Annotated in this window: 24 protein-coding genes; 8 read left to right on the forward strand and 16 right to left on the reverse strand. The window is 62.9% G+C overall.

Annotated features, from left to right (window positions below):
• From NKI32_RS02020 to NKI32_RS02035, 4 genes are all read right to left on the reverse strand, one after another.
• Window positions 1-1,023, reverse strand: coding sequence for a glycosyltransferase family 4 protein (locus NKI32_RS02020; RefSeq protein ID WP_023683722.1), 1,023 nt, complete (start codon window positions 1,021-1,023; stop codon window positions 1-3).
• A 222-nt stretch (window positions 1,024-1,245) separates the two neighbouring features.
• Window positions 1,246-2,661, reverse strand: coding sequence for an ATP-binding protein (locus NKI32_RS02025; RefSeq protein WP_023672026.1), 1,416 nt, complete (start codon window positions 2,659-2,661; stop codon window positions 1,246-1,248).
• A 76-nt stretch (window positions 2,662-2,737) separates the two neighbouring features.
• The gene (locus NKI32_RS02030) at window positions 2,738-3,457 is read right to left on the reverse strand and encodes a response regulator (RefSeq protein WP_023672025.1); all 720 of its coding nucleotides are present in this window, start codon (window positions 3,455-3,457) and stop codon (window positions 2,738-2,740) included.
• Window positions 3,444-3,977 (reverse strand): MarR family winged helix-turn-helix transcriptional regulator, encoded by a 534-nt coding sequence (locus tag NKI32_RS02035; RefSeq protein ID WP_023683723.1) that lies wholly within the window; start codon window positions 3,975-3,977, stop codon window positions 3,444-3,446. The genes NKI32_RS02030 and NKI32_RS02035 overlap by 14 nt, the downstream gene beginning before the upstream one ends.
• Window positions 3,978-4,220: 243 nt before the next feature.
• On the opposite strand from NKI32_RS02035, the gene NKI32_RS02040 reads away from it, so the two are divergent.
• The 3 genes from NKI32_RS02040 (at window position 4,221) to NKI32_RS02050 (ending at window position 6,443) form a co-directional block, all read left to right on the forward strand.
• Complete coding sequence (locus NKI32_RS02040) at window positions 4,221-5,114, forward strand: branched-chain amino acid aminotransferase (protein WP_023672023.1); 894 nt, start codon at window positions 4,221-4,223, stop codon at window positions 5,112-5,114.
• Window positions 5,115-5,259: 145 nt separating this feature from the next.
• Complete coding sequence (locus tag NKI32_RS02045) at window positions 5,260-5,574, forward strand: hypothetical protein (RefSeq protein WP_023672022.1); 315 nt, start codon at window positions 5,260-5,262, stop codon at window positions 5,572-5,574.
• 230 nt (window positions 5,575-5,804) lie between these two features.
• Window positions 5,805-6,443 carry an MBL fold metallo-hydrolase gene (locus NKI32_RS02050; protein WP_353001672.1) on the forward strand — a complete coding sequence of 213 codons (639 nt, stop codon included), beginning with the start codon at window positions 5,805-5,807 and terminating at the stop codon, window positions 6,441-6,443.
• Window positions 6,444-6,510: 67 nt separating this feature from the next.
• Here NKI32_RS02050 and NKI32_RS02055 read toward each other — a convergent pair whose 3' ends face one another.
• The 3 genes from NKI32_RS02055 to NKI32_RS02065 all read right to left on the reverse strand — a co-directional run bounded on the left by NKI32_RS02055 (window position 6,511) and on the right by NKI32_RS02065 (window position 7,906).
• The gene (locus NKI32_RS02055; RefSeq protein WP_023672020.1) at window positions 6,511-6,936 is read right to left on the reverse strand and encodes a BA14K family protein; all 426 of its coding nucleotides are present in this window, start codon (window positions 6,934-6,936) and stop codon (window positions 6,511-6,513) included.
• 192 nt (window positions 6,937-7,128) lie between these two features.
• The gene (locus tag NKI32_RS02060; protein WP_023672019.1) at window positions 7,129-7,341 is read right to left on the reverse strand and encodes a cold-shock protein; all 213 of its coding nucleotides are present in this window, start codon (window positions 7,339-7,341) and stop codon (window positions 7,129-7,131) included.
• A gap of 352 nt (window positions 7,342-7,693) precedes the next feature.
• Window positions 7,694-7,906 (reverse strand): cold-shock protein, encoded by a 213-nt coding sequence (locus NKI32_RS02065; protein WP_006202520.1) that lies wholly within the window; start codon window positions 7,904-7,906, stop codon window positions 7,694-7,696.
• A gap of 484 nt (window positions 7,907-8,390) precedes the next feature.
• On the opposite strand from NKI32_RS02065, the gene NKI32_RS02070 reads away from it, so the two are divergent.
• Window positions 8,391-8,804, forward strand: a complete 414-nt coding sequence (locus NKI32_RS02070; RefSeq protein ID WP_023672018.1) for a Kazal-type serine protease inhibitor domain-containing protein — start codon at window positions 8,391-8,393, stop codon at window positions 8,802-8,804.
• Between the two features lie 363 nt (window positions 8,805-9,167).
• Here the strand turns inward: NKI32_RS02070 and NKI32_RS02075 are convergent, their stop codons facing one another.
• Genes NKI32_RS02075 through NKI32_RS02085 form a run of 3 tightly spaced genes read right to left on the reverse strand, consistent with a single transcriptional unit; the run spans window position 9,168 to window position 9,875 of the window.
• Window positions 9,168-9,305, reverse strand: a complete 138-nt coding sequence (locus tag NKI32_RS02075; protein WP_023683725.1) for a hypothetical protein — start codon at window positions 9,303-9,305, stop codon at window positions 9,168-9,170.
• Window positions 9,306-9,342: 37 nt separating this feature from the next.
• Window positions 9,343-9,609 carry a hypothetical protein gene (locus tag NKI32_RS02080; protein WP_023683726.1) on the reverse strand — a complete coding sequence of 89 codons (267 nt, stop codon included), beginning with the start codon at window positions 9,607-9,609 and terminating at the stop codon, window positions 9,343-9,345.
• A complete protein-coding gene (locus NKI32_RS02085; protein WP_023672014.1) occupies window positions 9,606-9,875 on the reverse strand; it encodes a hypothetical protein in 270 nt (89 codons plus the stop codon). Before NKI32_RS02085 ends, NKI32_RS02080 begins: the two co-directional genes overlap by 4 nt.
• 322 nt (window positions 9,876-10,197) lie before the next feature.
• Between NKI32_RS02085 and NKI32_RS02090 the strand changes: the two genes are divergently transcribed.
• The gene (locus NKI32_RS02090) at window positions 10,198-10,380 is read left to right on the forward strand and encodes a hypothetical protein (protein WP_023683727.1); all 183 of its coding nucleotides are present in this window, start codon (window positions 10,198-10,200) and stop codon (window positions 10,378-10,380) included.
• 203 nt (window positions 10,381-10,583) lie between these two features.
• Window positions 10,584-12,218 (forward strand): tetratricopeptide repeat-containing sulfotransferase family protein, encoded by a 1,635-nt coding sequence (locus tag NKI32_RS02095; RefSeq protein ID WP_353001674.1) that lies wholly within the window; start codon window positions 10,584-10,586, stop codon window positions 12,216-12,218.
• A 7-nt stretch (window positions 12,219-12,225) separates the two neighbouring features.
• Here the strand turns inward: NKI32_RS02095 and NKI32_RS02100 are convergent, their stop codons facing one another.
• Window positions 12,226-12,579, reverse strand: coding sequence for a DUF1428 domain-containing protein (locus NKI32_RS02100; protein WP_023734971.1), 354 nt, complete (start codon window positions 12,577-12,579; stop codon window positions 12,226-12,228).
• A 71-nt stretch (window positions 12,580-12,650) separates the two neighbouring features.
• On the reverse strand, window positions 12,651-13,079 hold the full coding sequence (locus NKI32_RS02105) for a VOC family protein (protein ID WP_023691563.1): 429 nt from the start codon (window positions 13,077-13,079) through the stop codon (window positions 12,651-12,653).
• Window positions 13,080-13,296: 217 nt separating this feature from the next.
• Here NKI32_RS02105 and NKI32_RS02110 point away from each other — a divergent pair, with 217 nt between their 5' ends.
• Window positions 13,297-13,911, forward strand: a complete 615-nt coding sequence (locus tag NKI32_RS02110; protein WP_353001676.1) for a glutathione S-transferase — start codon at window positions 13,297-13,299, stop codon at window positions 13,909-13,911.
• A 49-nt stretch (window positions 13,912-13,960) separates the two neighbouring features.
• Here the strand turns inward: NKI32_RS02110 and NKI32_RS02115 are convergent, their stop codons facing one another.
• From NKI32_RS02115 to NKI32_RS02130, 4 genes are all read right to left on the reverse strand, one after another.
• Window positions 13,961-14,134: a hypothetical protein gene (locus NKI32_RS02115; protein WP_023672009.1), complete on the reverse strand. Its 174-nt coding sequence runs from the start codon at window positions 14,132-14,134 to the stop codon at window positions 13,961-13,963.
• A 148-nt stretch (window positions 14,135-14,282) separates the two neighbouring features.
• Window positions 14,283-15,809, reverse strand: coding sequence for an ABC-F family ATP-binding cassette domain-containing protein (locus NKI32_RS02120; RefSeq protein WP_353001678.1), 1,527 nt, complete (start codon window positions 15,807-15,809; stop codon window positions 14,283-14,285).
• A gap of 340 nt (window positions 15,810-16,149) precedes the next feature.
• Window positions 16,150-19,314, reverse strand: a complete 3,165-nt coding sequence (gene uvrB, locus NKI32_RS02125) for an excinuclease ABC subunit UvrB (RefSeq protein WP_353001680.1) — start codon at window positions 19,312-19,314, stop codon at window positions 16,150-16,152.
• A 122-nt stretch (window positions 19,315-19,436) separates the two neighbouring features.
• On the reverse strand, window positions 19,437-20,702 hold the full coding sequence (locus NKI32_RS02130) for a hypothetical protein (protein ID WP_353001682.1): 1,266 nt from the start codon (window positions 20,700-20,702) through the stop codon (window positions 19,437-19,439).
• Window positions 20,703-20,848: 146 nt separating this feature from the next.
• Between NKI32_RS02130 and NKI32_RS02135 the strand changes: the two genes are divergently transcribed.
• The gene (locus NKI32_RS02135) at window positions 20,849-21,895 is read left to right on the forward strand and encodes a CapA family protein (protein WP_353001683.1); all 1,047 of its coding nucleotides are present in this window, start codon (window positions 20,849-20,851) and stop codon (window positions 21,893-21,895) included.
• Window positions 21,896-21,921 lie beyond the last annotated feature (26 nt).

Here is a 21,921-nt window from a genome sequence, read left to right on the forward strand (position 1 = left end):
TCAGGCGGCCAGCTTGCGCCTTGTGCTCAGCGCCTCTTCGACCGTGTCCATGAACATTTCGGCGCAGGCTTTCCAGCTGTAGCGCATGGCGCGTTCGCGCGCCTCGGCGCGGTCGACATTGAGCGCGGCGAGCGAGGCCTCGCGCAGATCGGTCGACACCGCGCCGCCGATGCCGTCGCCGACAATGTCGATCGGTCCGGTGACCGGATAGGCGGCCACCGGCGTGCCGCTGGCCAGCGCCTCGATGATGACGTTGCCGAACGTGTCGGTGCGGCTGGGGAAAACGAAAACATCAGCCGAGGCGTAGATCTCGGCCAGCTCATCGTTCGGGCGATGGCCGAGGAAGTGCGCCTGCGGGTACTTCGCCCTGAGCCTAGCCAGTTCCGGTCCTTCGCCGACGATCACCTTGCTGCCGGGCAGGTCGAGATCGAGGAAGGCGCTCAGGTTCTTCTCGATGGCGACGCGGCCGACGCACAGGAATACCGGGCCGGGAAAGCCGAGGTCCTTCTTCTTGTCCGGGCGGAAGTGATCGGTGTCGACGCCCCGCGTCCACGGCCTGAGCTTGGTGAAGCCTCGCGACGCAAGGTCCTCCGCCAGCGACTGGGTGGCGACCAGCGTGCCTTGTCCCGAATTGTGGAAATCACGCAGCCAGCGATAGGCCCAGCTCTCCGGCACCGGCAGGCGGGCGCTGAGATATTCGGGAAAGCGGGTGTGATAGCTGGTGGTAAAGGGACGGCCAGCATTGCGGCAATAGCGCCGCGCCATGATGCCGAGCGGGCCTTCGGTGACGATATGGATATGGTCGGCCTTGCGAGCCTCGATCAGCCGCGCGACATGACCGGGCGTGGTCAGCGCCAGCCTGATGTCGGGGTAGGTCGGCAACGGCAAGGTGCGAAAGATGTTCGGGGTCAGGAAGTCGACCGCAACGTCGAAGGTTTTCAGCGTTTCGGTGAGCCGCTCCAGCGTGTGGACGACGCCGTTGACTTGCGGCCGCCAGGCGTCGGTGACCATCAGGATGCGCATGGCGGTCCTTTGCTCGGGTCGACGGTTGCCTTGATGCGATAGCGGTACGGGCCGGCTGCCCTCGCTTCGCTCCACCGCACCCGGGCATGCACGAGGTCGAAGTAAGGCGGCTGAGCCGAATCAACTGAGGTCGCGCGCTTCATGCGCGCTCTTGACCATGGTTTCATGACGGGCGGATGAAGGTGGTTTTTGGCCGAGCCCGCCTTCCAGATCATGCTTTGGTCAGGCGGGCACCTTGATCACCGCCCGCAGGCCGCCGAGCGGGCTGTCTTCCAGCATGATGTCGCCGCCATGGCTGCGGGCAATATCGCGGGCGATAGAGAGACCAAGGCCGGTGCCGCTGGCGTCGAGGTTGCGCGCCTCGTCGAGCCGCACGAACGGTTTGAACACGTCCTCGCGCTTTTCCGGCGGGATGCCCGGACCGTCATCGTCGATGGTGACGACGAGTGAGCCGCGGCCGTGATCGGCGCTGATCTCCACCGTCTTGGCATAGCGCAAGGCATTGCCGGCGACATTGGACAACAGCCGGGCGAAAGCGTGCGGGCGCACATGCACGTCCGGATCACCGGCAAGCACGGTCGATAGCTTGCGCTTGTGCAGCGACGCCTCCTCGCCGAGCTTTTGGAAATAGGCCTCGAGATCGAAATGGCCGGCATCTTCCGACGCTTCGCCGCGGGCAAAGGCGATATAGCCTTCCAGCATCGACTGCATGTCGTCGATGTCCTGGTTGAGCGCGGCCTTGGTCTCGGGCTTGCCGCCAGCCAGCGCCAGCTGCAGCTTGAAGCGGGTGAGGATGGTTCTGAGATCGTGGCTGACGCCGGTCAGCATGGCGGTGCGCTGTTCCAGCTGGCGTTCGATGCGCTCGCGCATCTGGATGAAGGCAAAGCCGGCCCGTCGAACCTCCTCGGCGCCGCGTGGGCGGAAATCGCGCGGCATCGGCCGGCCCTTGCCGAAGCTTTCGGCGGCCTCGGCCAGAGACAGGATCGGCCGGATCTGGTTGCGAAGGAAGGGGATGGCGATCGTCAGCAGCACCAGCGACGTCCCGACCATCCAGATCAGGAAGATGTGGGTGTTGGAGGCATAGGCCTGGCTGCGGCGCACGAAGACGCGCAGCACCTTGCCCTCGAGCTGGATGCGGACCTCGACGATGTTGGAATTGCCGACCGTGTCGATCCAGAACGGGCGGTTGATCTGGCGGGTGATCTCGGTGGAAAGGACGTCGTCAAGGATCGAGAAGAAGGGCTTGGGTCCAGGCGCCGGCAACGGGTCGGGCGGCAAGAGGTCGACCTTCAACTGCATGCGGTCCTGGGCGATGCGGATGATGTTGGCGTAGTCGCCATCATGCGGATAGGTCTCGATCATGTCGATGATCGCGGCGATGTCGCGCACGGTGGCCTGCGACAGGCGCTGCGTCACGGTTGCCCAGTGGCGTTCCATGAAGTCGAAGGCGACGACCGACTGCAGAAGGATCATCGGCGCGATGACGATGATCAGCGAGCGGGCATAAAGCCGCTTGGGCATATAGAACGCAACCAGCCGCCAGAACCGCTTCCAGGCACGCGGCATTGCTTTCAGCGCGCGTGATACGCGCGCGCCAAAGCCGCCTTGTTCCGGCCGTTCCAGTTGCGTGGTCGCCATTTATCCTTCCGCTGGGTCAATGGCCGCTGGTCTATGGCCACATATCTATGGCCAAAGGGCGGCCGTCAGCGGCATTCTATTCCACGCTGAGCCGATACCCAATACCGCGCACCGTCTGCAGCCAGACCGGATTGGACGGATCGCGCTCGATCTTGCGGCGCAGCCGGTTGATCTGAACGTCGATGGTGCGCTCGCCGACTTCCGAATCGTCGCCGACAAGCTCATGGCGCGGGATGGTTTCGCCGGCCCGCGCGGCAAAGATCGCCAGGATCTCCTGCTCGCGGTCGGTCAGCTTCAGAGCCTCGCCGCCCCGCTTCAGCTCGCGCCTGGCGATCTGGAAGGTGTAGGGGCCGAAGACCAGCTGCTCGACCTTGGGCGTCGTCGCCGGGCCGCCGCGGCGCAGGATGTTGTTGATGCGCAGGATCAGTTCGCGCGGGTCGAAGGGCTTGGGCAGATAGTCGTCGGCGCCGGCCTCGAGCCCGGTGATGCGGCTGTCGGTTTCCGATAGCGCGGTGAGCATCAGGATCGGCACGTTCTTCTCCGCCCGCAGCGCCTTGGTGAGGTCGACGCCGGTCTCTCCGGGCATCATGACGTCGAGGACAAGGAGGTCGAAGTCGAGCCCGGCGAGCTTGCGCCTGGCCTCGCCGGCATTTCCGGCGACAGTGACGCGAAAACCGTTTTCGGTCAGATATTGCTTGAGCAAATTGCGGATGCGGGTGTCGTCGTCGACCACAAGCAGATGCGGCGCATCATCGTCCGGCGCTGTCGGCTGGTCCACCCTCTCAATGGTCTCCATGGCTTTTCCCTGACATGTTTGCAGGCACAATGTCGATCTGCGCCCTTAGTTCCGGATTGACCATGGCTTCCAGGAATCGTTCGATCAAGGGGCGCTCGCTGGCTCCGGAATCTTCCAATGCAGCACGGATGCGGCGTGACTGTGGCCGCGCCAGGGCCAGCGCCAAGGCGCGGCCCTTGGCTGTCGGATAGAGCTCCCGCTGGCGGCGGTCGCGCGGACCCTGCAATTGCACGATATGGTCGGTGTCGATCAGTTGCTTGAGCACCCGCGCCAGGCTCTGCTTGGTGATCTTGAGCACGTCGAGCAGTTCAGCGACCGTCAGTCCCGGCCGGCGGTTGACGAAATGCAGCACCCGGTGATGGGCGCGGCCAAAGCCGTAATCGGCCAGGATCTGGTCCGGATCGGAAGTGAAATCGCGATACGCAAAGAAGAACAGTTCGATGATGGCGAAGTCGATGCCGTCCTCGTCGGTGATCGGCGTCTTGATCGGTTTTCCGGCAGCTGGGCTTCGATCCGTCATCATTTCTCCGTCCATAGAGGGAAATATGTCAGTACTATTGACGTAATTCCCCTGCAATGGTAATTTTTGGCAAGCTTTTGGGCGGATTGCGAACGAAAAGGGAAGGGAGTGCGGTTTTTCCGGAACTTCCTGAGTTTGCCAGAGTTCGATTCTCCGCTTACGCTTCAAGGGCCGCCCGACGCGGCTGTCGCGCAACAAAAACAACACCAATGATATGCGGGTCGCCGCCCGCGGGAGGTTTCCATGGCATCCGTTCCCTTCGACCAACTGGACGGCTTCATCTGGATCAACGGCGAGTTCGTCAAATGGGCCGACGCCAAGATCCACGTGCTGACCCACGGCCTGCACTATGCCAGCGCCGTCTTCGAGGGCGAGCGCGCCTATGGCGGTGCCATCTTCAAGCTCAATGAGCACACCGAGCGTCTGCATGAATCGGCGCGCCTGCTCGGCTTCAATATTCCCTATTCCGTGGCCGAGCTCAATGACGCCTCGACCACGCTTCTGAAGAAGCAGGGTTTCCAGGACGCCTATGTCAGGCCGATCGCCTGGCGCGGCAGCGAACAGATGGGGGTGTCGGCGCAGAACAGCCGCATCAACTGCGCCATCGCCATCTGGCAATGGCCGAGCTATTTCGACCCGGCGCAGAAGCTCAAGGGCATCCGTCTCGATCTGGCGGAATGGCGCCGGCCCGATCCGCGCACCGCGCCGTCGAAGTCGAAGGCCGCCGGCCTCTACATGATCTGCACCATGTCCAAGCATGCCGCCGAGGCCAAGGGCTATGCCGATGCCATGATGCTCGACTGGCGCGGCCAGGTCGCCGAAGCAACGGGCGCCAACATCTTCTTCGTCAAGGATGGCAAGATCCACACGCCGAAGCCCGATTGCTTCCTCGACGGCATCACCCGCCGCACCGTCATCGGCCTCGCCAAGGACCGCGGCCTTGAAGTCGTCGAGCGCGCCATCATGCCTGAGGAACTCGAAGGCTTCGAACAGTGCTTCCTCACCGGAACGGCAGCGGAAGTGACGCCGGTCTCCGAGATCGGTCCGTACCGATTCGAGGTCGGCGAGATCGCCAAGACTTTGATGAACGACTATTCTGCTGCGGTGCAACCTAAGCATGCGATAGCCGCAGAATAACGAAAGTCACAGCTTTTTTCGCAAGCAGGGGCGGTTTTGAGGCCGGCCCCTTTATTTCAGCATCTGTGCATTTGACTTTCGTACAATTCAGCGTCTCATGATGGTGTCGGCCCGGGAGGCTGGCAGCTATGGAGGGACTAGGTACATGGATACGAATACGCTCATTGCGCTCGTTGTACAGGTAATTGCAGGTGTTGTCGGTGGTCAGGCGGTCGGCGTCGCGCTGAAGAATGCGGCGATGGGCCAGTTGACCAAAATCCTCGGCGGCGCGGTTGGCGGCGTCGGCGGGGCGGCGATCCTCGGCAGCCTGCTCGGCGGCACGGCCGACCCGGCAGCGGCTGCAACGGCAGCGGGCGGATTGGGCGATACGCTGAACCTCAAAAACCTGCTCGGCGGCGCCGGCGGCGGCGCCATCCTGACCGGCATCATCGGTGCGGTCATGGGCGCGATGAAGAAGTAAGCCTCTAGATCATTCACCGTTTCACGGCGAATGATCTAGTTTGTTGTTTTACCCAATTCCGGACGGAAAACCGCTTTACACTTTTCCTGGAATTGCTCGAGACTCAGGCTTCGTCAAATGGGCGGCCGTTGGGCCGCCCATTTCTGTTTTGGGACGGACTGTTTGCCTTTCAGCAGTGGACGGCCTTCGCCCGCGCCTCTACATCACGCTGGAACAGCGAAAGGACAATCATGGGTCAGCTCAATGCCGGCATCGTGCCGGTCACGCCTTTCCAGCAGAACTGCACCATCCTGTTCGACATGGATGACAAGCATGGCGTCGTCGTCGATCCGGGCGGCGACATCGACAAGGTGCTGGCGGTGCTGAGGGACAATGCGATCACCGCCGCTGCGATCTGGATCACCCATGGCCACATCGATCACGCCGGGGGCGCCATGGAGCTGAAGGAAGCACTCGGCATCGAGATCATCGGCCCGCACGAAGCCGACAAGCTATTGCTCGACAATCTTGAGAACCAGGGCCAGCGCTACGGCATTGCCGGGGCGCGCAACTGCGTGCCCGACCGGTTTCTCGCAGAGGGCGAGACGGTTTCGTTCGGCTCACATATGTTCGAGGTGCTGCACTGCCCCGGCCATGCGCCCGGCCATGTCGTATACTACAATCGCGCGGCGAAGTTCGCTCATGTCGGCGACGTGCTGTTTCGCGGCTCGGTCGGGCGCACCGACCTGCCGGGCGGCGACCATGCGGCGCTGATCGCCTCGATCAAGGACAAGCTTTTGCCGCTCGGTGACGAGATCGGCTTCATCTGCGGCCACGGCCCGGGTGGCCGCTTTGGCGAGGAAAGGCGGACCAATCCCTTCCTGACTTAGCGATGTCTTTCTGCCAAGAAAAAAAGCGCTGGCCTTGCGGTCAGCGCTTTTTGTGGGACAGGGAAGCTCAATTCGCGACGCAGAAATGCTGCTCACCGTCATTGCCGGTGAACGTGCCGCTGCGGGCATTGAAGCTCCGGTAGCGGTCCGAGCAGTATTCGTACCAGTCGCGGGTCCACGGCTCGGCATAGCGGTCGGCATAGACGACCCGCGGTTCGGCATAGTAACGGCGCACCGGCGCCGGCCGCACTTCGCGGTAGTCGTAATCGTCGTCATAGCTGCTGTAGCGCGGCTGCGGGTTGCTCAGCGCACCGGCGATCAGAGCGCCGGCCGCAAGGCCGACGACACCGGCCGCAAGCGCGTCGCCATTATGATGACGACCATGGCCATGATGCCAGCGGTTCCAGTCCTTGGCATTGGCGGCAGGCAAGGTGGCGAGGGTGGTCGCGGCGAGAGCGGCGCCCAGGATGGCGGTCTTGAAAATGCGATTCATTTTGGTCTCCTTCGTGCCGGCCCGGATAGTTTTCGGGGATGCGGTCCAGCCTAGGGGACGATTAATAGAAGACCGTGGCTGAACGGGGGCTGAACGGAATTGGCTGATACGATCCAGTTCTTGCGGCAAAACCAAGCGCGTACGCAAGGCGCTCCGCCTCGTCAATCTCCGTCCGGACTGTCTTGAGCCGGCTTAGCCGACCGACAGGTTGACGGCCTTCGGACCCTTGCCGCGCTTGTCCGGCTCGGTGTCGAATGTCACTTTCTGTCCATCCTCCAGACCGGAAAGACCCGAAGCCTGCACGGCCGAAATATGAACGAAGACATCCTTCTGCCCGTCGTCGGGTGTAATGAAGCCGAAGCCTTTGGCATGATTGAAGAATTTGACGGTGCCGGTCTGCGGCATGGGAAGCTCCCTTTGATCCCATAAAGTCCAGTTTCGGGCCGGCAAATGCCCGAAGGGAAATTTGTCCTTTATTTTAGCGCTATCGGCAAGAGAAAGTTTTGGCCAGGGCGGCAACGCTGAAGGCTGGTCAAATAGATTGTTGCACCGAAGGCAATTCGCGCCAGACGATTGCTCCGGCGATCAGCCACGCCATGGACCGGTAGAGCGTCCTTTGCCTGCGGCGACGGCGGACATGAAAAAGGCGCGACCAGAAACGTCGCGCCTTCGAAACTCTGGACGGCTGACAAAGCCGGTTCAAACACGCTTGAGGTGCTTTTTCGAGCGCCCTGACGGGCGCGCGGGCACCGCCGGTTCAGGCCGCGCGGAGGTTGACCGCCTTCGGACCCTTGCCCATGCGGTCGGGTTCAACGTCGAAGGTGACCTTCTGGCCGTCGACGAGGGTACGCAGGCCCGAGGCCTCGATCGCGGAAATGTGGACGAACACATCCTTGGCGCCGCCGTCGGGCGTGATGAAGCCGAAGCCTTTGGTCGCGTTGAAGAATTTAACGGTGCCGGTCTGGGCCATTGGGGAAACTCCTTCACCCGTGTCAGTCTTATGGTTTGCCCGCCGCCTGGCATCGTGGGCAAGTCCCGGTGGTTGCTTCGGCAGTCCTGCATTTGCGCATGGTAAAACCCCCCGCCGAAAACGGGGCCGTCAGAGATTCACAGTATCGGGGAAAGGTCGTCCAAAACGTTCCGCTCTCCGGGTCGCAAATGCCCGAACACAAAATTTATCGCACGGAAACGTGATCGTTGCAAGATAGCGCCGCGGGCCGCGTCCATCGACGCATCCCAACGAAGGCGCTTCGATAAACCTGGGTTCTTAAGAGTTCATCAGCCAGAGCCCGGCCACGCATGGTCCAGCGGTTTGGTCCAGGGCCAAAGCAATGCGCGGGCCGGGCATCGCATGGCTCCCGCGCCGCAAACGGGGGTTGCATTTGGCAAGGGAATGGCGAGGATCGACAGGCGCGTTTTGCGCCGGGGACGGGGGTCTCGAGGGAGGCATATTCATGAGATTTCTTGCGACGATCTTCTCGCGCCAGGGTTTTACTATTCTCTTCCTGTCGGGTCTTCTTGCGGCCTGCACCGTCGTCGTCGATGACGGGCCGGGACCACGTCCGCGCCCGCCACGGCCGGAACCGGAATTCTGCACCAGGCAATACGAGCCGGTCTGCGCGCGGCGCGGCGGTGACCGCCAGACCTTCGCCAATGCCTGCCTTGCCGAACGGGAAGGCTACCGCATCGTGCGCGACGGCCCTTGCCGCGACGGCGGCGGTGGTGGCGGTGGTGGCGAAGAGCCGACATTCTGCACGCGCGAATACGCCCCGGTCTGCGCCCGCCGCCATGGCGAGCTGCGCACCTTTCCCAACGCCTGCGAGGCCCGTGCCGCCGACTACCGCGTCGTCGAGGACGGCCCCTGCTGATTTTTCCTTCTCCCCTGTCGGGTGAGTCCGCCGGAGGCGAATTCACCGTCCCACTGGCACGATAAAAAAGGCGGCGAATGCCGGGACCCTGCGAAGCAGCGGGGACCGGGCGGGTGGACCGGACCACCCTTGGTCCTTCGCAGGCTCAGGGCGTTCGAAACTCGAAAAGCCAACAATTGGCTTTTCGTCCGCTGCGCGGACCGCTTCTCACCTCCAAGGGAAGAAGGATACCTTGTCGAGCGTGGCTTCGTCGACGTCGCGCGAGCGGCTCGACGAAGAACGTCAAGCAAGCCTCCGTTGCAGAGTTTTGCGCGAGATCGTCAGTCCATTGCTGGCAGGTACGCCAGGCGCGCCCCTGCCTTGTCAGCCCTTCGACTTCGGCTTCAGGCTGCTCTCGGCTTGCTTGACCGAGGAACCGAACGGGGAGGCGGCCTTGGCCACCACCTTGTCTTTCTTGGGCTTGCGAGTTTCGCGATTGCTGCGCTGCTGACCCTTGGCCATCTGTCTGCTCCTTCGTACGTGCTGGGTGGGTGCGGTGTCAGACGGCCGGGCTGTCGGGGACAGCCGGGGCGTCCGCCACTTCGAGGTTGTCTTCCGTGGTGACCCGCTCATAGGTCTCCTGCTCGCTGCGGATGCGATATTGCGGCGAGCCATCCTTGACCGGCAATCTGCTCTTGATCTGAAACAGCTCGGCGGTCTTCTGGGCGAGCCCGCTGCGGCTCTTCATGCGCACGGTCTGGCCGACGGCGAAGAGGTGCGAGGGCGTGTCGGTGCGCGGACGCGCATTCTGCTGGAAGCGGATCATGCTGCGTTCTCCTGGTCGCGCCTCAGCGCTGTTTCGAGTTCGAGGTAGTCGATTGCGACAAGCTGGCTGGTGGCCGGGTTCTTCACCGCCCTTGCCGGCAAATGGATGAAGGTGGCGACGCGACGCCAGGCAAGCCGCGACATGCCCTCGATCAGCTCTTCGTCGTGATCGATGTCATAGTCGCCGGCCGGCAGTTGCCCTTCCAGCCCGCCAAGCACGAAGGGTGCCGCGAAATGGGCGATGGAACGGGTGGTGCGATCCGGCATTGGCTTGGCTCTGGTTCGTCGATGCTTTCCGGCATCAACCGGGAACTCAACCATCGGCGATTGGAATGAGTTTGGCGGGTCGAGTATCTCCGACGCCGCTATATGCCAAGCTTGACCCAAAAAACGATCTCAGATCAATAATCCGAAATTGTTGGCTATTCAAGCTGATTTCCGTCACGGCTCGACCGGTATAAAAAATTTCTCGTATAAACCCCTAATAAATCTGCTATCGTGGAACAATATCAGCCAATTTCTTATTTAGAGAGCATCGGAATAATTATTCCGGTGCCCCTAAGATTATTTTTGCGAAAGGCAAAAATATATGAGATTCATGAAAACGCCGGATCGTCCGACCGCAACAATCGAGCCAATCGTCCTCTTCCCCAAGGCAATATCAGTGCGCCTGACGATAAGAAGCGACGAAGCGGCACGGCGCAAGATTGCCGACACCGACGGCACGCAACGGCGGGAGCGCCGGCTCGCCGAGAGCAACCGGCTGATTTGAACGCTACATTTTCCTGGAATTCCTCTAGAGTTTCGAAGAGGTCCGCGCCCTTGGCGAGCCCACTCTTCCCTTGAACCTGCAGCGCCGATGGCCTAGATCGCGGCAAGCGGACAAAACACGGCAGGTTTCCCATCAACAGAGATCAGAGAAGAGCGGCGGGTGCTGGAGCTGGCGGACAGCCGCCGCTGGGCCTCGACCAATATGTGCAGCAGGCGCTGCAGCTGCATCAGGCCGGGCGCCGGCAGGAGGCCGAGACGCTGTACCGGCAGGTGCTGGCGCGCAAGGCCAATCACCCGGCAGCGGCGCATTTCCTGGGCCTGTTGCTGCACCAGACCGGGCGCAACCCCGAAGGGCTGGAGCTGATCGAGCAGTCTGTGCGTCTGCAGCCGAAGAATCCCGATTTCCTCAACAATCTCGGCACGGTGATGCGCGATCTCGGCCGCATCGCAGCGGCCGCCGATTTCTTCCGCGGCGCGGTAGATCTCAAGCCCGACCAACTCGCGGCACGCGACAATCTGGGTTCGGCGTTGAAACAGCTCGGCCAGTTCGAGGCTGCGGAGGACATCTATCGCGGCACAATCGGGCGCAATCCCTTCCATGTCCGCGCCCGCATCGGGCTTGCCGAAACGTTGCAGGAAGCCGGTCGTCTGGACGAGGCGCTGGCGACCTTTCGCGAGGCGCTGACGATCCGGCCCAGGGATGCCGACCTGTTGCACGGGCTCGGCGTCGGGCTGATGGAAAAAGGCAAGCTCGATGAGGCGGCCGACCTGTTCCGGCAGGCGCTGGCGATCACGCCAGGCATGGCAAAAGCCTGGCTGATGCTGACGCAGGTCAAGCGCCAGAAGGAGCGCGACGCCGAACTCGCCGGCATGGAGGCCCAGCATGCCAAGGCGCCGGCCGACAGCCTGGCACGCATGCAGCTGTCCTTCGGTCTCGGCAAGGCCAATGACGATTTGAAGGACTATAACAGGGCCTTCGACTATTTCGCTGAAGGCAATGCGATCCGCCGCAAGGGCATCGATTATGATCCGGTCAGGACGCGGGCCGAATTCGAGGCGATGAAGACGGTGTTCAACGCCGGCTTTTTCGAAAAGCACAAGCCAAGTGCAATCTCCGACGACACGCCGATTTTCGTCGTCGGCATGCCGCGCTCCGGCACCACGCTGGTCGAACAGATCATCGCCAGCCATCCACAAGTCTATGGCGCGGGCGAGCTCAGCATGTTGAAAACCGCGGTCGGCAAGCAATTTCCGCTGACCATGCCGGGAGGTTTCCCCTGGGGACTGGTCGATGTATCCGACGCGGAGTTTGCGGAGGCGGGCCAAGCCTATCTCGACATGCTGCATGAGCGCTATCCCAACTTCAGGCATGTCACCGACAAGATGCCCGGCAACTTCCTGCTCATCGGCTTCATCCATATGATGCTGCCGAAAGCCAAGATCATCCATTGCGCGCGCGATGCGGCGGCGACCTGCCTTTCGATCTACAAGGTGCATTTCCGCGGCGACAACCACCGCTACGGCTATGATCTGGGCGAGCTCGCCGACTTCCACAATATCTACACCGACATCATGGCGCATTGGCACGATGTTCTGCCGGGCGTCGTCCATGACGTGCGTTACGAGGATTTCGTGGCCGACCAAGAGGGACAGACGCGGGCGCTGATCGGGCATCTCGGCCTGTCCTGGGACGACAAGGCGCTGTCGTTCCACGAGACCGACCGTCCGGTGCGCACGGCCTCGGCCGCGCAGGTGCGCCAGCCGATGTATCAGGGCTCGGTCGATCTCTGGAAGCGCTATGGCAACAGGTTGAAGCCGCTGCTGGACAAGCTGGCCTGAGCAGCGGCTAAAGCTCGATGAAGGGCTGGAAACCGCCGAAGATCATGCGCTTCATATCGAAGGGCATAGGCCCCAAATCGGGTGTCAAACGCGGATCGGCCATCACCTTGGCCATTACCGCGTCGCGGCTTTGCCTGGATGAATAGACGGCCCATGCGAAGACCACGATCTCGTCGTCTTTTGCCTGAACGGCACGCGGAAACGAGGTCAACTCACCATAGGGCACGTCGTCGGCGATACATTCGACATAGGCGAGCGCTCCGTGTTCCTTCCATATCGGGCCTGCGAGGTTGGCCAGCTTCTTGTAGTCATCAATGTTTGCCTTCCGCACGGCGAGCACGAAACCATCGACATAGGACATTGGGTTTTCCTTGGAGTATCTCACAAAGCTCCTTACCGGCGTCAGCCGGTGAGGAGCTTTGTCAGCGGTGGTCAGTCTTTCTTCGCCGGCGCGTTCATCGCCCATTCGACCCCGAAGGGGTCGCGCATGTTGCCCCACTGGTCGCCCCAGAACATCAGCTGCAGCGGCACTGCGACTTCGCAGCCGGCACCGACCGCGCGCTTCCACCAGCCATCGATCTCGTCGGCGCCGAGATGGAGCTGCATGGTATAGCCCTGCGGCTTGACGGCAGGCATGCCGTTTTCGGGGTAGAAATCGGAAATCATCAGCGTCGAGCCGTTGATGTGGAGATGAATGTGCATCGTGCGGCCCTGCTCATCGGGCGGATAGAAGAACACCTGTTCGGCGCCGAAAGCCTTCTTGTAGAATTCGGCGGCCTTGAAGGCGCCGTCCAGCTGCAGATAGGGGGTCAATCCACCGAGAACTTTCGCGGCCGGCTGAATGGGGGTCTGGTCGGTCATGTCTTGTTCCTCTTTGGGTTTGGTCTGGGCATTTGGTTTGGCCTTGCGAACCCTAGGACGAACGAGCCGGCGGCGATCCTACATGTCTGATGCGATTTTCTGGGCCGATGCGATTTTCTGGCGAAACGAACTTGCGTCGGCGGCGCCCAATCAGAGCGCAATCCTCGCTGTCAGCAGGCTAGAAAGGGGACCGCTTCTTCAACCCGCTGAGACGACAATGATCCTCAATTACCAGACCCATTCGCCCTTTGCGCGCAAGGCGCTCGTCTTCGCCCATGAGGTCGGGCTTGCCGACCGGCTCGAGGTCATTCATCACGAGACCAGCCCGACCTTGCGCAATGCCCGTGTCTACGCCGAAAACCCGCTCGGCAAGGTGCCAGTGCTGCTGCGGCCGGATGCGTCGCCGCTCTTCGATTCCGATGTCATCTGCGCCTATCTGGATACGTTGCATGACGGCCGCAAGTTGGTGCCGCCGGAGGGCGAGGCGCGCTGGCAGGCGTTGCGGCTGCAGGCGGTCGCCCAAGGCCTGGCGCAGACGGGCATAGGCCTGCGCTGGGAGACGGAAAGGCGGCCCGAACAGTTGCGCTATGCAGCGCTTGCCGAAGGCTACCGGGAAAAAATCGAGGCCAGCTATGACTGGATCGAAAGCGCGCTGGACGACGAGACACCGCTCCATGTCGGCCATATAGCGCTTGCCACCACGCTGTCCTGGATGGCGTTCCGCCAGCTGCCGTCCTTTCGCGCGCGGGCGCGGCTGACGCGCTGGTTCGAGGCATTCGAAAAGCGTCGATCGATGCAGGCGACGCCGCTGTCGGGCGATACGCATGACTGAGCAACGGTCGCCCCGCGGCGGCCTGCATCGATCTTTCCCGACCGCATGGTCAGGGCGCCCTGCAGATCCGCGGGCCGTTTTGCGCGTCGATGAGGATTTCCGGCCAGCCGATATCCTTGCGCAGTTCGATCGGCAGGGCCAGAAGCTCGCGCTCGCTGCGATAGCGGGCGCGGTTCTGTGCGTAACGGGCGGCGACGCGGCCTATGGATGACAGGATGGACATGATGCGTTCTCCTCAGATGAAGCCGGCATCATCGTGTCGGCATCCCAAGGACGCAGCAGGTTCAGCCGATCCGACAGAACGCTGAAAATATTTACGGGAGATGCGAAAGCATGGACCGCAACACGGTGCGGCCCATGGTGGTAGTTCCTCAGCCCGCCGTTTCAGCCACCGAGCGGAAGAAATCCTCGGGGTCTTCGACTTCGGTCAGCTTCCGCTTGTCGACCAGCCAGAAGCGGTTGCCGACGGCGCGGATGAAGGAGCGGTCATGCGAGGCGAGCACACAGCTCGCCTGGTGCTTGAGCAGTTCCTCCTCCAGCGCTTCCTGGCCGTCGATGTCGAGATGGTTGGTCGGCTCGTCGAGCAGGTAGAAGTTGGGGTTGGCGAGTCTCAGCGCCAGCATCATCAGCCGCGCCTTCTGGCCGCCGGACAGCACGCCGATCTTCTTCTCCTGCATCTCAATGACAACGCCGGCGCCGGCAAGCAGCGAGCGGGCGCGTTGCTCGCCGACATCGTAGCGGCGCGAGACCATGGCCAGCGGCGTGTCGTCGCCGCTGATGCCGGCCAACGCCTGGTCGCTGTAACCGAGCACCGTCGACGGCGTCACTTTGACGTTCGGCACCGTGTCCGGCTCGGCGATGGCGTTGCGGATCAGGTTGACGAAACGCGACTTGCCGACGCCGTTGCGGCCGAGCAGCACGATGCGATCGCCCTGGCAGATGTGGCGCTTGCCGGTCTTGAACAGCAGCATGCCGTCCGGCGTTTCCACCGTGGCGTCGTCCAGCGTAATCAGCACCTTGGCATGGGTGCCGCGGTTGGCCAGCCGGATCGCGCCGGCTGATTTCTCGCGATGCGCCGATACCGCGGCGTCTTCCAGCTTCTCCGCCCGTTCCCTGAGTTGCTTGGTCTTCACCGTCAAAAGGTCGCTGCCGGAATTGATGCCGATGTTGTTGAGCTTGGCGGCCTGCTTGCGCAGTTGCTGCGCCACCTTCATGTCGCGCTCGAACCGGCGCGCCGTCGAAGCGTCCAGGTCGTCGAGCGCTTGCCTCGCCCTGGAATAGGGCAGTGCAAACACCGGCGAGTCCTCCGGGCGCAAGAACAGCGTGCGGTTGGTGACGGCCTCGAGAAAGGCGCGGTCGTGACTGGCGATGACCACCGGCACCTCGCGAGGCAGGGCGTTCAGCCAGCTTTCCAGCTGGCTGATCTTGGCGAGGTCGAGATGGTTGGTGGGCTCGTCGAGCAAAAGCACATCGGGGTCGGTGACCCAGACGCGGGCAATCAGCGCCAGCCGCTGCCATCCGCCGCTCAGCGCCTGCATCGGCCGTTCGCGCATCGGCTCGGGCACGTCGAGCGAATCCAGCGCCACGTCGACCCGCCACATCTCGCTGTCGGCCTGCCCCGCCGGCAAGGCTTCGGCCACCACCTGGTGGAAGCTGCGGCCGAGAAGGGCAGGAGGAACGGATTGTTCGACATGGCCGACGCGCAGGCCGCGCGTGCGGGAAATGTCGCCGGAGGTCGGCTCCATTGCGCCGGTCAGGCACTTCAGCAAGGTCGACTTGCCACGGCCATTGGCGGCAACGATGCCGAGCCGGTCGCCGGTGCCGATGGTGAGGTCGAGGTTGGAAAACAGCGGCGCACTCATGGTGACGCCGAGGGATTTGAGGCTGATCAGGGCCATTGTGATTTCTCTGGTCTTGCCGGTGTCCGGCTCAATGCACTTTGACGGTGCGCGTGCCGGCCATCAGGCTCAGCTTTGCGCACCACGAAGGGCAGACCAAAAAAATCGAAGCGGGAAAAAACCCGTAATGTCCCTGGTCAGCCCTGCAAGCGAACTCGCAGGGCAGAAATCGGGCCACGCTGACGATGGTGATCGATAGACACGCAGCCCTCCTTTCAAGACAAAACTTTGAGTGTGTGGAGCGATTACACCAAAGGCGGGGGTGGAGGCAAGTGGGCGACGGATGCGGCGGTGGTGGAGCGCTCTTCCCTTCTCCCACAAGGGGAGAAGGGAAGAGGTGCTATTTCCCCGGCCGTCCCGTCTTGCCCGGCCGGCGCTTTTCGCGGCGGGCGTCGGCGGGGTCTTCGTAGGAGCCGATGCCGGCGCGCTGGCGAATGATTGGCTTGGCGTCGCGTTCCTTCGCGCCCCCCTCTGCCCTGCCGGGCATCTCCCCCACTCGGGGGGAGATTGGCTGGGGCTTGGCCGGCACTTTTCCTTCGACCGGCTTTTCCGTGCGCCGCACGGTCATCTCGTCGAGCGAATTCTTCTTGAACAGTGGCTTGGTGGCGCCGCCCGGAATGCCGAAGTCGGAGCCGTGCGCTTCCTGCGCCGACTGTTTCTTGAACAGCGAGCGCGACACCGCGCCTGACGGTGTCGGCATGTCGGTACCAGGCCCCATATCGTCGATCGACGGCTTGGCAAATAGCGGTTTCTTCACCGGCACGGCGCCCTCGGCACCCATTTCGTCGAGCGCCGGTTTGCGGAAGAGGTTGGACCGGGCAGCCCTGGCCGCCTCTTCGGCGGCACGTGCGTCGTCGAACTTGCGGAAACGCTCCTGTTCCTCAGCCGTACGGTGCTTGGCCACGCCCTTGTTGTGCTTGCCCTTCTCGCGGCCGGAGACCGGGCTTTCCATGTCGGCGTATTTGGCCAGAGGGTCTTCCGAGATGGACAGTTCCATCTCGCGCAGCCGCTTGATCTCGTCGCGGATGCGGGCGGCCTTTTCGAAGTCGAGATTGGCGGCGGCGTCGCGCATCTGCTTTTCCATGGCGTCGAGATGAGCCTTGAGATTGTTGCCCATCATCGCACCGGCGCCGTCGGTGAACTGCGAGATATCGGCGCGGACATGGTCCTTCTCGTAGACCGAATCCAGAATGTCGGAGATGCGCGACTTCACCGATTCCGGGGTGATGCCGTTGGCCGCGTTCCATTCCATCTGCTTTTCGCGGCGGCGGTTGGTCTCGGCCATCGCCCGCTCCATCGAGCCGGTGACCTGGTCGGCATAGAGGATGACCTTGCCGTCGACGTTGCGGGCGGCGCGACCGATGGTCTGGATCAGCGACGTCTCGGAGCGCAGGAAACCCTCCTTGTCGGCGTCGAGGATGGCGACGAAACCGCATTCGGGAATGTCGAGGCCTTCGCGCAGCAGGTTGATGCCGACCAGCACGTCGAAAGCGCCGAGGCGGAGATCGCGCAGAATCTCGATGCGCTCCAGCGTGTCGATGTCGGAGTGCATGTAGCGAACGCGCACGCCTTGCTCATGCAAATATTCGGTCAGGTCTTCGGCCATGCGCTTGGTCAAAACGGTGACCAGCGTGCGGTAGCCGGCGGCCGTGGTGTCGCGGATTTCGCCGACGACATCGTCGACCTGGCTTTTCGCCGGGCGGACTTCGACCGGCGGATCGATCAGGCCGGTCGGGCGGATGACCTGCTCGGCGAACACGCCGCCGGCCTGTTCCATCTCCCAGGCGCCGGGAGTCGCAGAAACCGCGACGGAGAGCGGACGCATGGCGTCCCATTCCTCGAAGCGCAACGGGCGATTGTCCATGCAGGAGGGCAGGCGAAAACCATACTCCGCCAGTGTCGCCTTGCGCCGAAAGTCGCCACGATACATGCCGCCGATCTGCGGCACGGTGACGTGGCTTTCGTCGATGAAGACCAGCGCATTGTCGGGGATATATTCGAACAAAGTCGGCGGCGGATCCCCCGGCTGGCGTCCCGTGAGATAGCGCGAATAGTTCTCGATGCCGGCGCAGGAGCCGGTGGCTTCCAGCATCTCAAGATCGAAGCGGCAGCGCTGTTCGAGCCGCTGTGCCTCCAGCAGGCGGCCGGCGCGCTCGAGCTCGACGAGCCGGTGCTTGAGCTCCTCCTTGATCGACTTGATCGCCTGGTTGAGCGTTGGACGCGGCGTCACATAGTGCGAGTTGGCGTAGATCTTGACGCTCTTCAGCTCGCCGGTCTTCTGGCCGGTGAGCGGATCGAATTCGGTGATCGCCTCGATCTCGTCGCCGAACATCGAGATGCGCCACGCCCGGTCTTCAAGGTGAGCCGGGAAGATTTCGATCGTGTCGCCGCGCACGCGGAACGAGCCGCGGACGAAATTGATGTCCTGGCGTTTGTATTGCTGGGCGACGAGATCCGCGAGCAGAGCCCGCTGGTCGAGCCGGTCGCCGATCTGCATCTGGAAGGTCATCGCCGTGTAGGTCTCGACCGAGCCGATACCGTAGATGCAGGACACCGAGGCGACGATGATGACGTCGTCGCGCTCGAGCAGCGAGCGGGTCGCCGAATGCCGCATGCGGTCGATCTGCTCGTTGATCGAGGATTCCTTCTCGATGAAGGTGTCGGTACGCGGGACGTAGGCTTCGGGCTGGTAGTAGTCGTAATAGGAGACGAAATACTCGACCGCATTGTCGGGGAAGAATTTCTTGAACTCGGAATAGAGCTGCGCGGCCAGCGTTTTGTTGGGCGCCAGGATCAAAGCAGGGCGCTGCGTCTGCTCGATCACCTTGGCCATGGTGAAGGTTTTGCCGGAGCCGGTGACGCCGAGCAGCACCTGCGTGCGGTCATTGTTATCGACGCCCTCGACAAGATCCTTGATGGCGGTCGGCTGGTCGCCGGCCGGCTCGAAATCCGACACCATCTTGATGGCGATGCCGCCTTCGGATTTTTCCGGGCGGGCAGGGCGGTGCGGCGTCCACAGCACGCCGTCCTTGTGCAAGGGGTTGCCGGATTCGATCAGCGCCGACAGCGCCGCGACCGTGGCGGTGACGCTGCCCGAGGCCATGGTCTCGGCGTCTTCCAGCGAGATGTCGAGGCCGGCGACCGGATTGAGGCCGGCTGCGGTGCGTTCGCGGGCCGTGGCCGCGCCGCCCATCGAGGTGCCGCGCGAACTGCGGCCGGGGGCGGTTGAGCGTTCCGGAATCTTCTTCGCCACCTTCGGCGGCTTGGCGCCGCCGGAACTACGCCCTTCCTTCTCGGCCTCCTGCTCTATCTGCTCTGCCCAGTCGGCAATCGAGCCGCTCAGCGGCGTGCCGGTGAAATCGGCTTGCGGCGCTTCGGCGAAGCCGCCCTTGTGCAGGGGCTCCGAGGCATCGAGGAAATCGGTCAGCGGGCTGCGCCGATTGGGCGGCGAAGCGCTGTTGTCACCCGCCGGAGACGGTGTCTTTTTCTCGGGAAGTTTGGCCATGCCCCAAATATGGGCAGAGTCCGCCAAAATGGAAAGAGTGCAGTGGCAAGGGACACTAAGCGGGTCGAAGCTCCTGACACAAGGGTGTCAGGAGCTGTGTCACGCAAAGCCGGGCCACCTGCTCAATTGAACCACAGCGCGAAGGTCAAAAACCCACCGCCACCGAACTGACGCTGGATCTGGTCGAACTCGCCGCTGGTCACGATCTCACCGCTCTCGAGGTAGGGCGCGATGGCCGGGCCGGTAATCGACAGCACGAGGTCGAAAGGCTTCGGTTCTTCGAAGAAACGCTTCATGTTGATGCCCTGGCCGGTGCTGGCCGTGATGCGGAAATGCGGCAGCAGCTTGCGGCCTTCCAAAAGGTCTTCGGCCATGGTCAGAGTGGCGAGCCAGGCCTCGACCTGCTCCTCGCCGACTTCGAGCCCGGTGAGCGGGTTCTCGCCCTTCTGCTGCGGTCCCGGCAACCATTCGCGGTCATTGTCGGTCTCGGCGCGGATCGCCTTCCAGTCCTGGCGCGACAGCCGGATCATTTCGAGCAGATGGCGGCGCGCCGCTTGACGTCGCTCGGGCTCGACCACCGGCCAGTTGACGAGGTGAACCATGGAGATGAAATCCGCGATGCGCCATTCCGATGAGAAGATGCTGCTGCCCATGTCCCCGGCGGGAGGCACGAGAATGTCCTGCAGCGGCAGTTTGGCGCGCGGAAACAGCATGTGGAACGAGCCGTCGAACATGGTCCTGAAATCATGCGCCAGCCAGAAATCGGCCTGCGCCATCAGGAATTCGGCATAGCCCTGCAGCCAGAAACCGTCGGCCCGATCGAAGCGGAATGTGAGCGAGGGAGCGGCGCCGTCCGACGAGATACCGCCGCGCGACAGCGCGGCCATGACCGCCGCGATGCTTTCATCCGGCGTGATACTGCCGTCCTCGTTGAGATCGATGCCGGCATGGGTGAGGTCGACGACCATGCCGATATCGGCTCCCGCGGGCACCGAACCCAGTGTCGCCGCCGACCGTTCCAACCGGTCGCGAAAGGCGACCAGGATGGCGCGGAACTGCTCATAGGTCAGCGGTTCGGGATTGGGATTGTCCGGAACCGGCAGCCGCATCAGCGGCAGCATGAAGGATTGCGGGCTTTCGAACCCGTGGCGGTGCAGGCCGCCGGCCAGGATTTCCAGGGCGGTGAAGAATTCGCCGGCGCCGGCGGCGTAGGCTGACGCCGGATCGCCTTTCGCTGCAGACTCAAGCGTTGTGAGCGCACGGTTGCGCTCAGCCACCGTTTTGGCCTCGAACAGCCCGGTCGCTGCTTCGGGCGCGGCGGCGCGGGCCGAAGATACCGGCAGCAACAGGAGGAAGGCGGACGCCAGCAGGCCTGCAAAACGTGTCATCTCATCCCTCCACTATGCGATGCGCAGACATTACACGCATTTGGCGCCGTGTCTGCCGGCGGCAGTGTTTCAAGGACTGACGGTCGACACTCCCCGGGCAGACCGTCTACACAAGCTAACCGATTGGGCAAACGATTGGGCGTCGCGTGTCGAACTATCCGCTTTCCTACAAACTGTCATGGCTGCCGCGCTTCCTGAAGCCGTCGCTTGGCGGCGATGTCAGGGATTTTGCGCCCATCGCGGCGACGACACTCATCGATCCACCGCCAGGGCGGAAGGTGCGGCTGGCCTTTGTCGGCGATATTTCGGCGGTGGCCAACCGTAGTGCGCCGGAGTGCGATCCGGAAATCGCAAAACTCTTGGGCTCAGCCGATCTGGTGATCGGCAATTGCGAAAGTCCGGTCGTCGAGCGGCCGAGCGTGGCGCTCGGCACGCGGCTTGGCACGCACCATGCGATGAGCGAGCGGTTTCTTGCCGCGGCGCTTGCCGCCGTAGGCATCGCGCGTGAAAAGCTCGTGCTGTCGCTGGCCAACAACCATGTGCTCGACCAGGGCGTCGCCGGTTTCGACGAGACGGCTGCGGCGCTGAAGCGGCTTGGCATCCGCACCATCGGCACCGCGAAAAAAGGACCGGTCGAGCAGGTCAAGGCCGGGCCGCTGACGATCGGCTTTGCCGCCTTCACACTGTGGCGCAATGGTGACGCCGGGCCATTCACCGAGCTTGTCTCGATGCAAGGCGATCCGGCGGCATGGCCGAGCGGCGCGGCCGACAAGAACATCGATCTCACCTGTGCGGTGCCGCACTGGGACTGGGAGTTCCGGCATTTTCCGCAGCCGCAAACGCAAATGCGGGCGAGGGTGCTGGCCGGTCACGGCGTCGGGCTGATTGCCGGGCACCACGCCCATGTCGTGCAGCCGGTGCAATGGGTCGGCAAGACGCTCGTGGCTTACGGGCTTGGCGACTTCCTCGGCACGGCGCTGGCGCGACAGCCCTGGCCCGGCCGCATCGGCGGCATTTTCGTCGTCGATGTCAGCGCCGATCTCGGCAAGCGCGGCGCGATCGCCGGCTACCGGATGCATCCCTTCATGCGGCTGCGCTCAGGCGGGCATGAGCGGTTGGTTCCGGTCGAGGCGCTGACTGGCCGGATGAAGGGCAAGGTCGAAGCCAGGCTGAAGGCGATCTTTGGCGACTGACGACTTTCCCGCTATTATAGGTATAA

It is taken from the genome of Mesorhizobium sp. M0761 (assembly GCF_040320205.1).
Classification (GTDB): Bacteria; Pseudomonadota; Alphaproteobacteria; order Rhizobiales; family Rhizobiaceae; genus Mesorhizobium.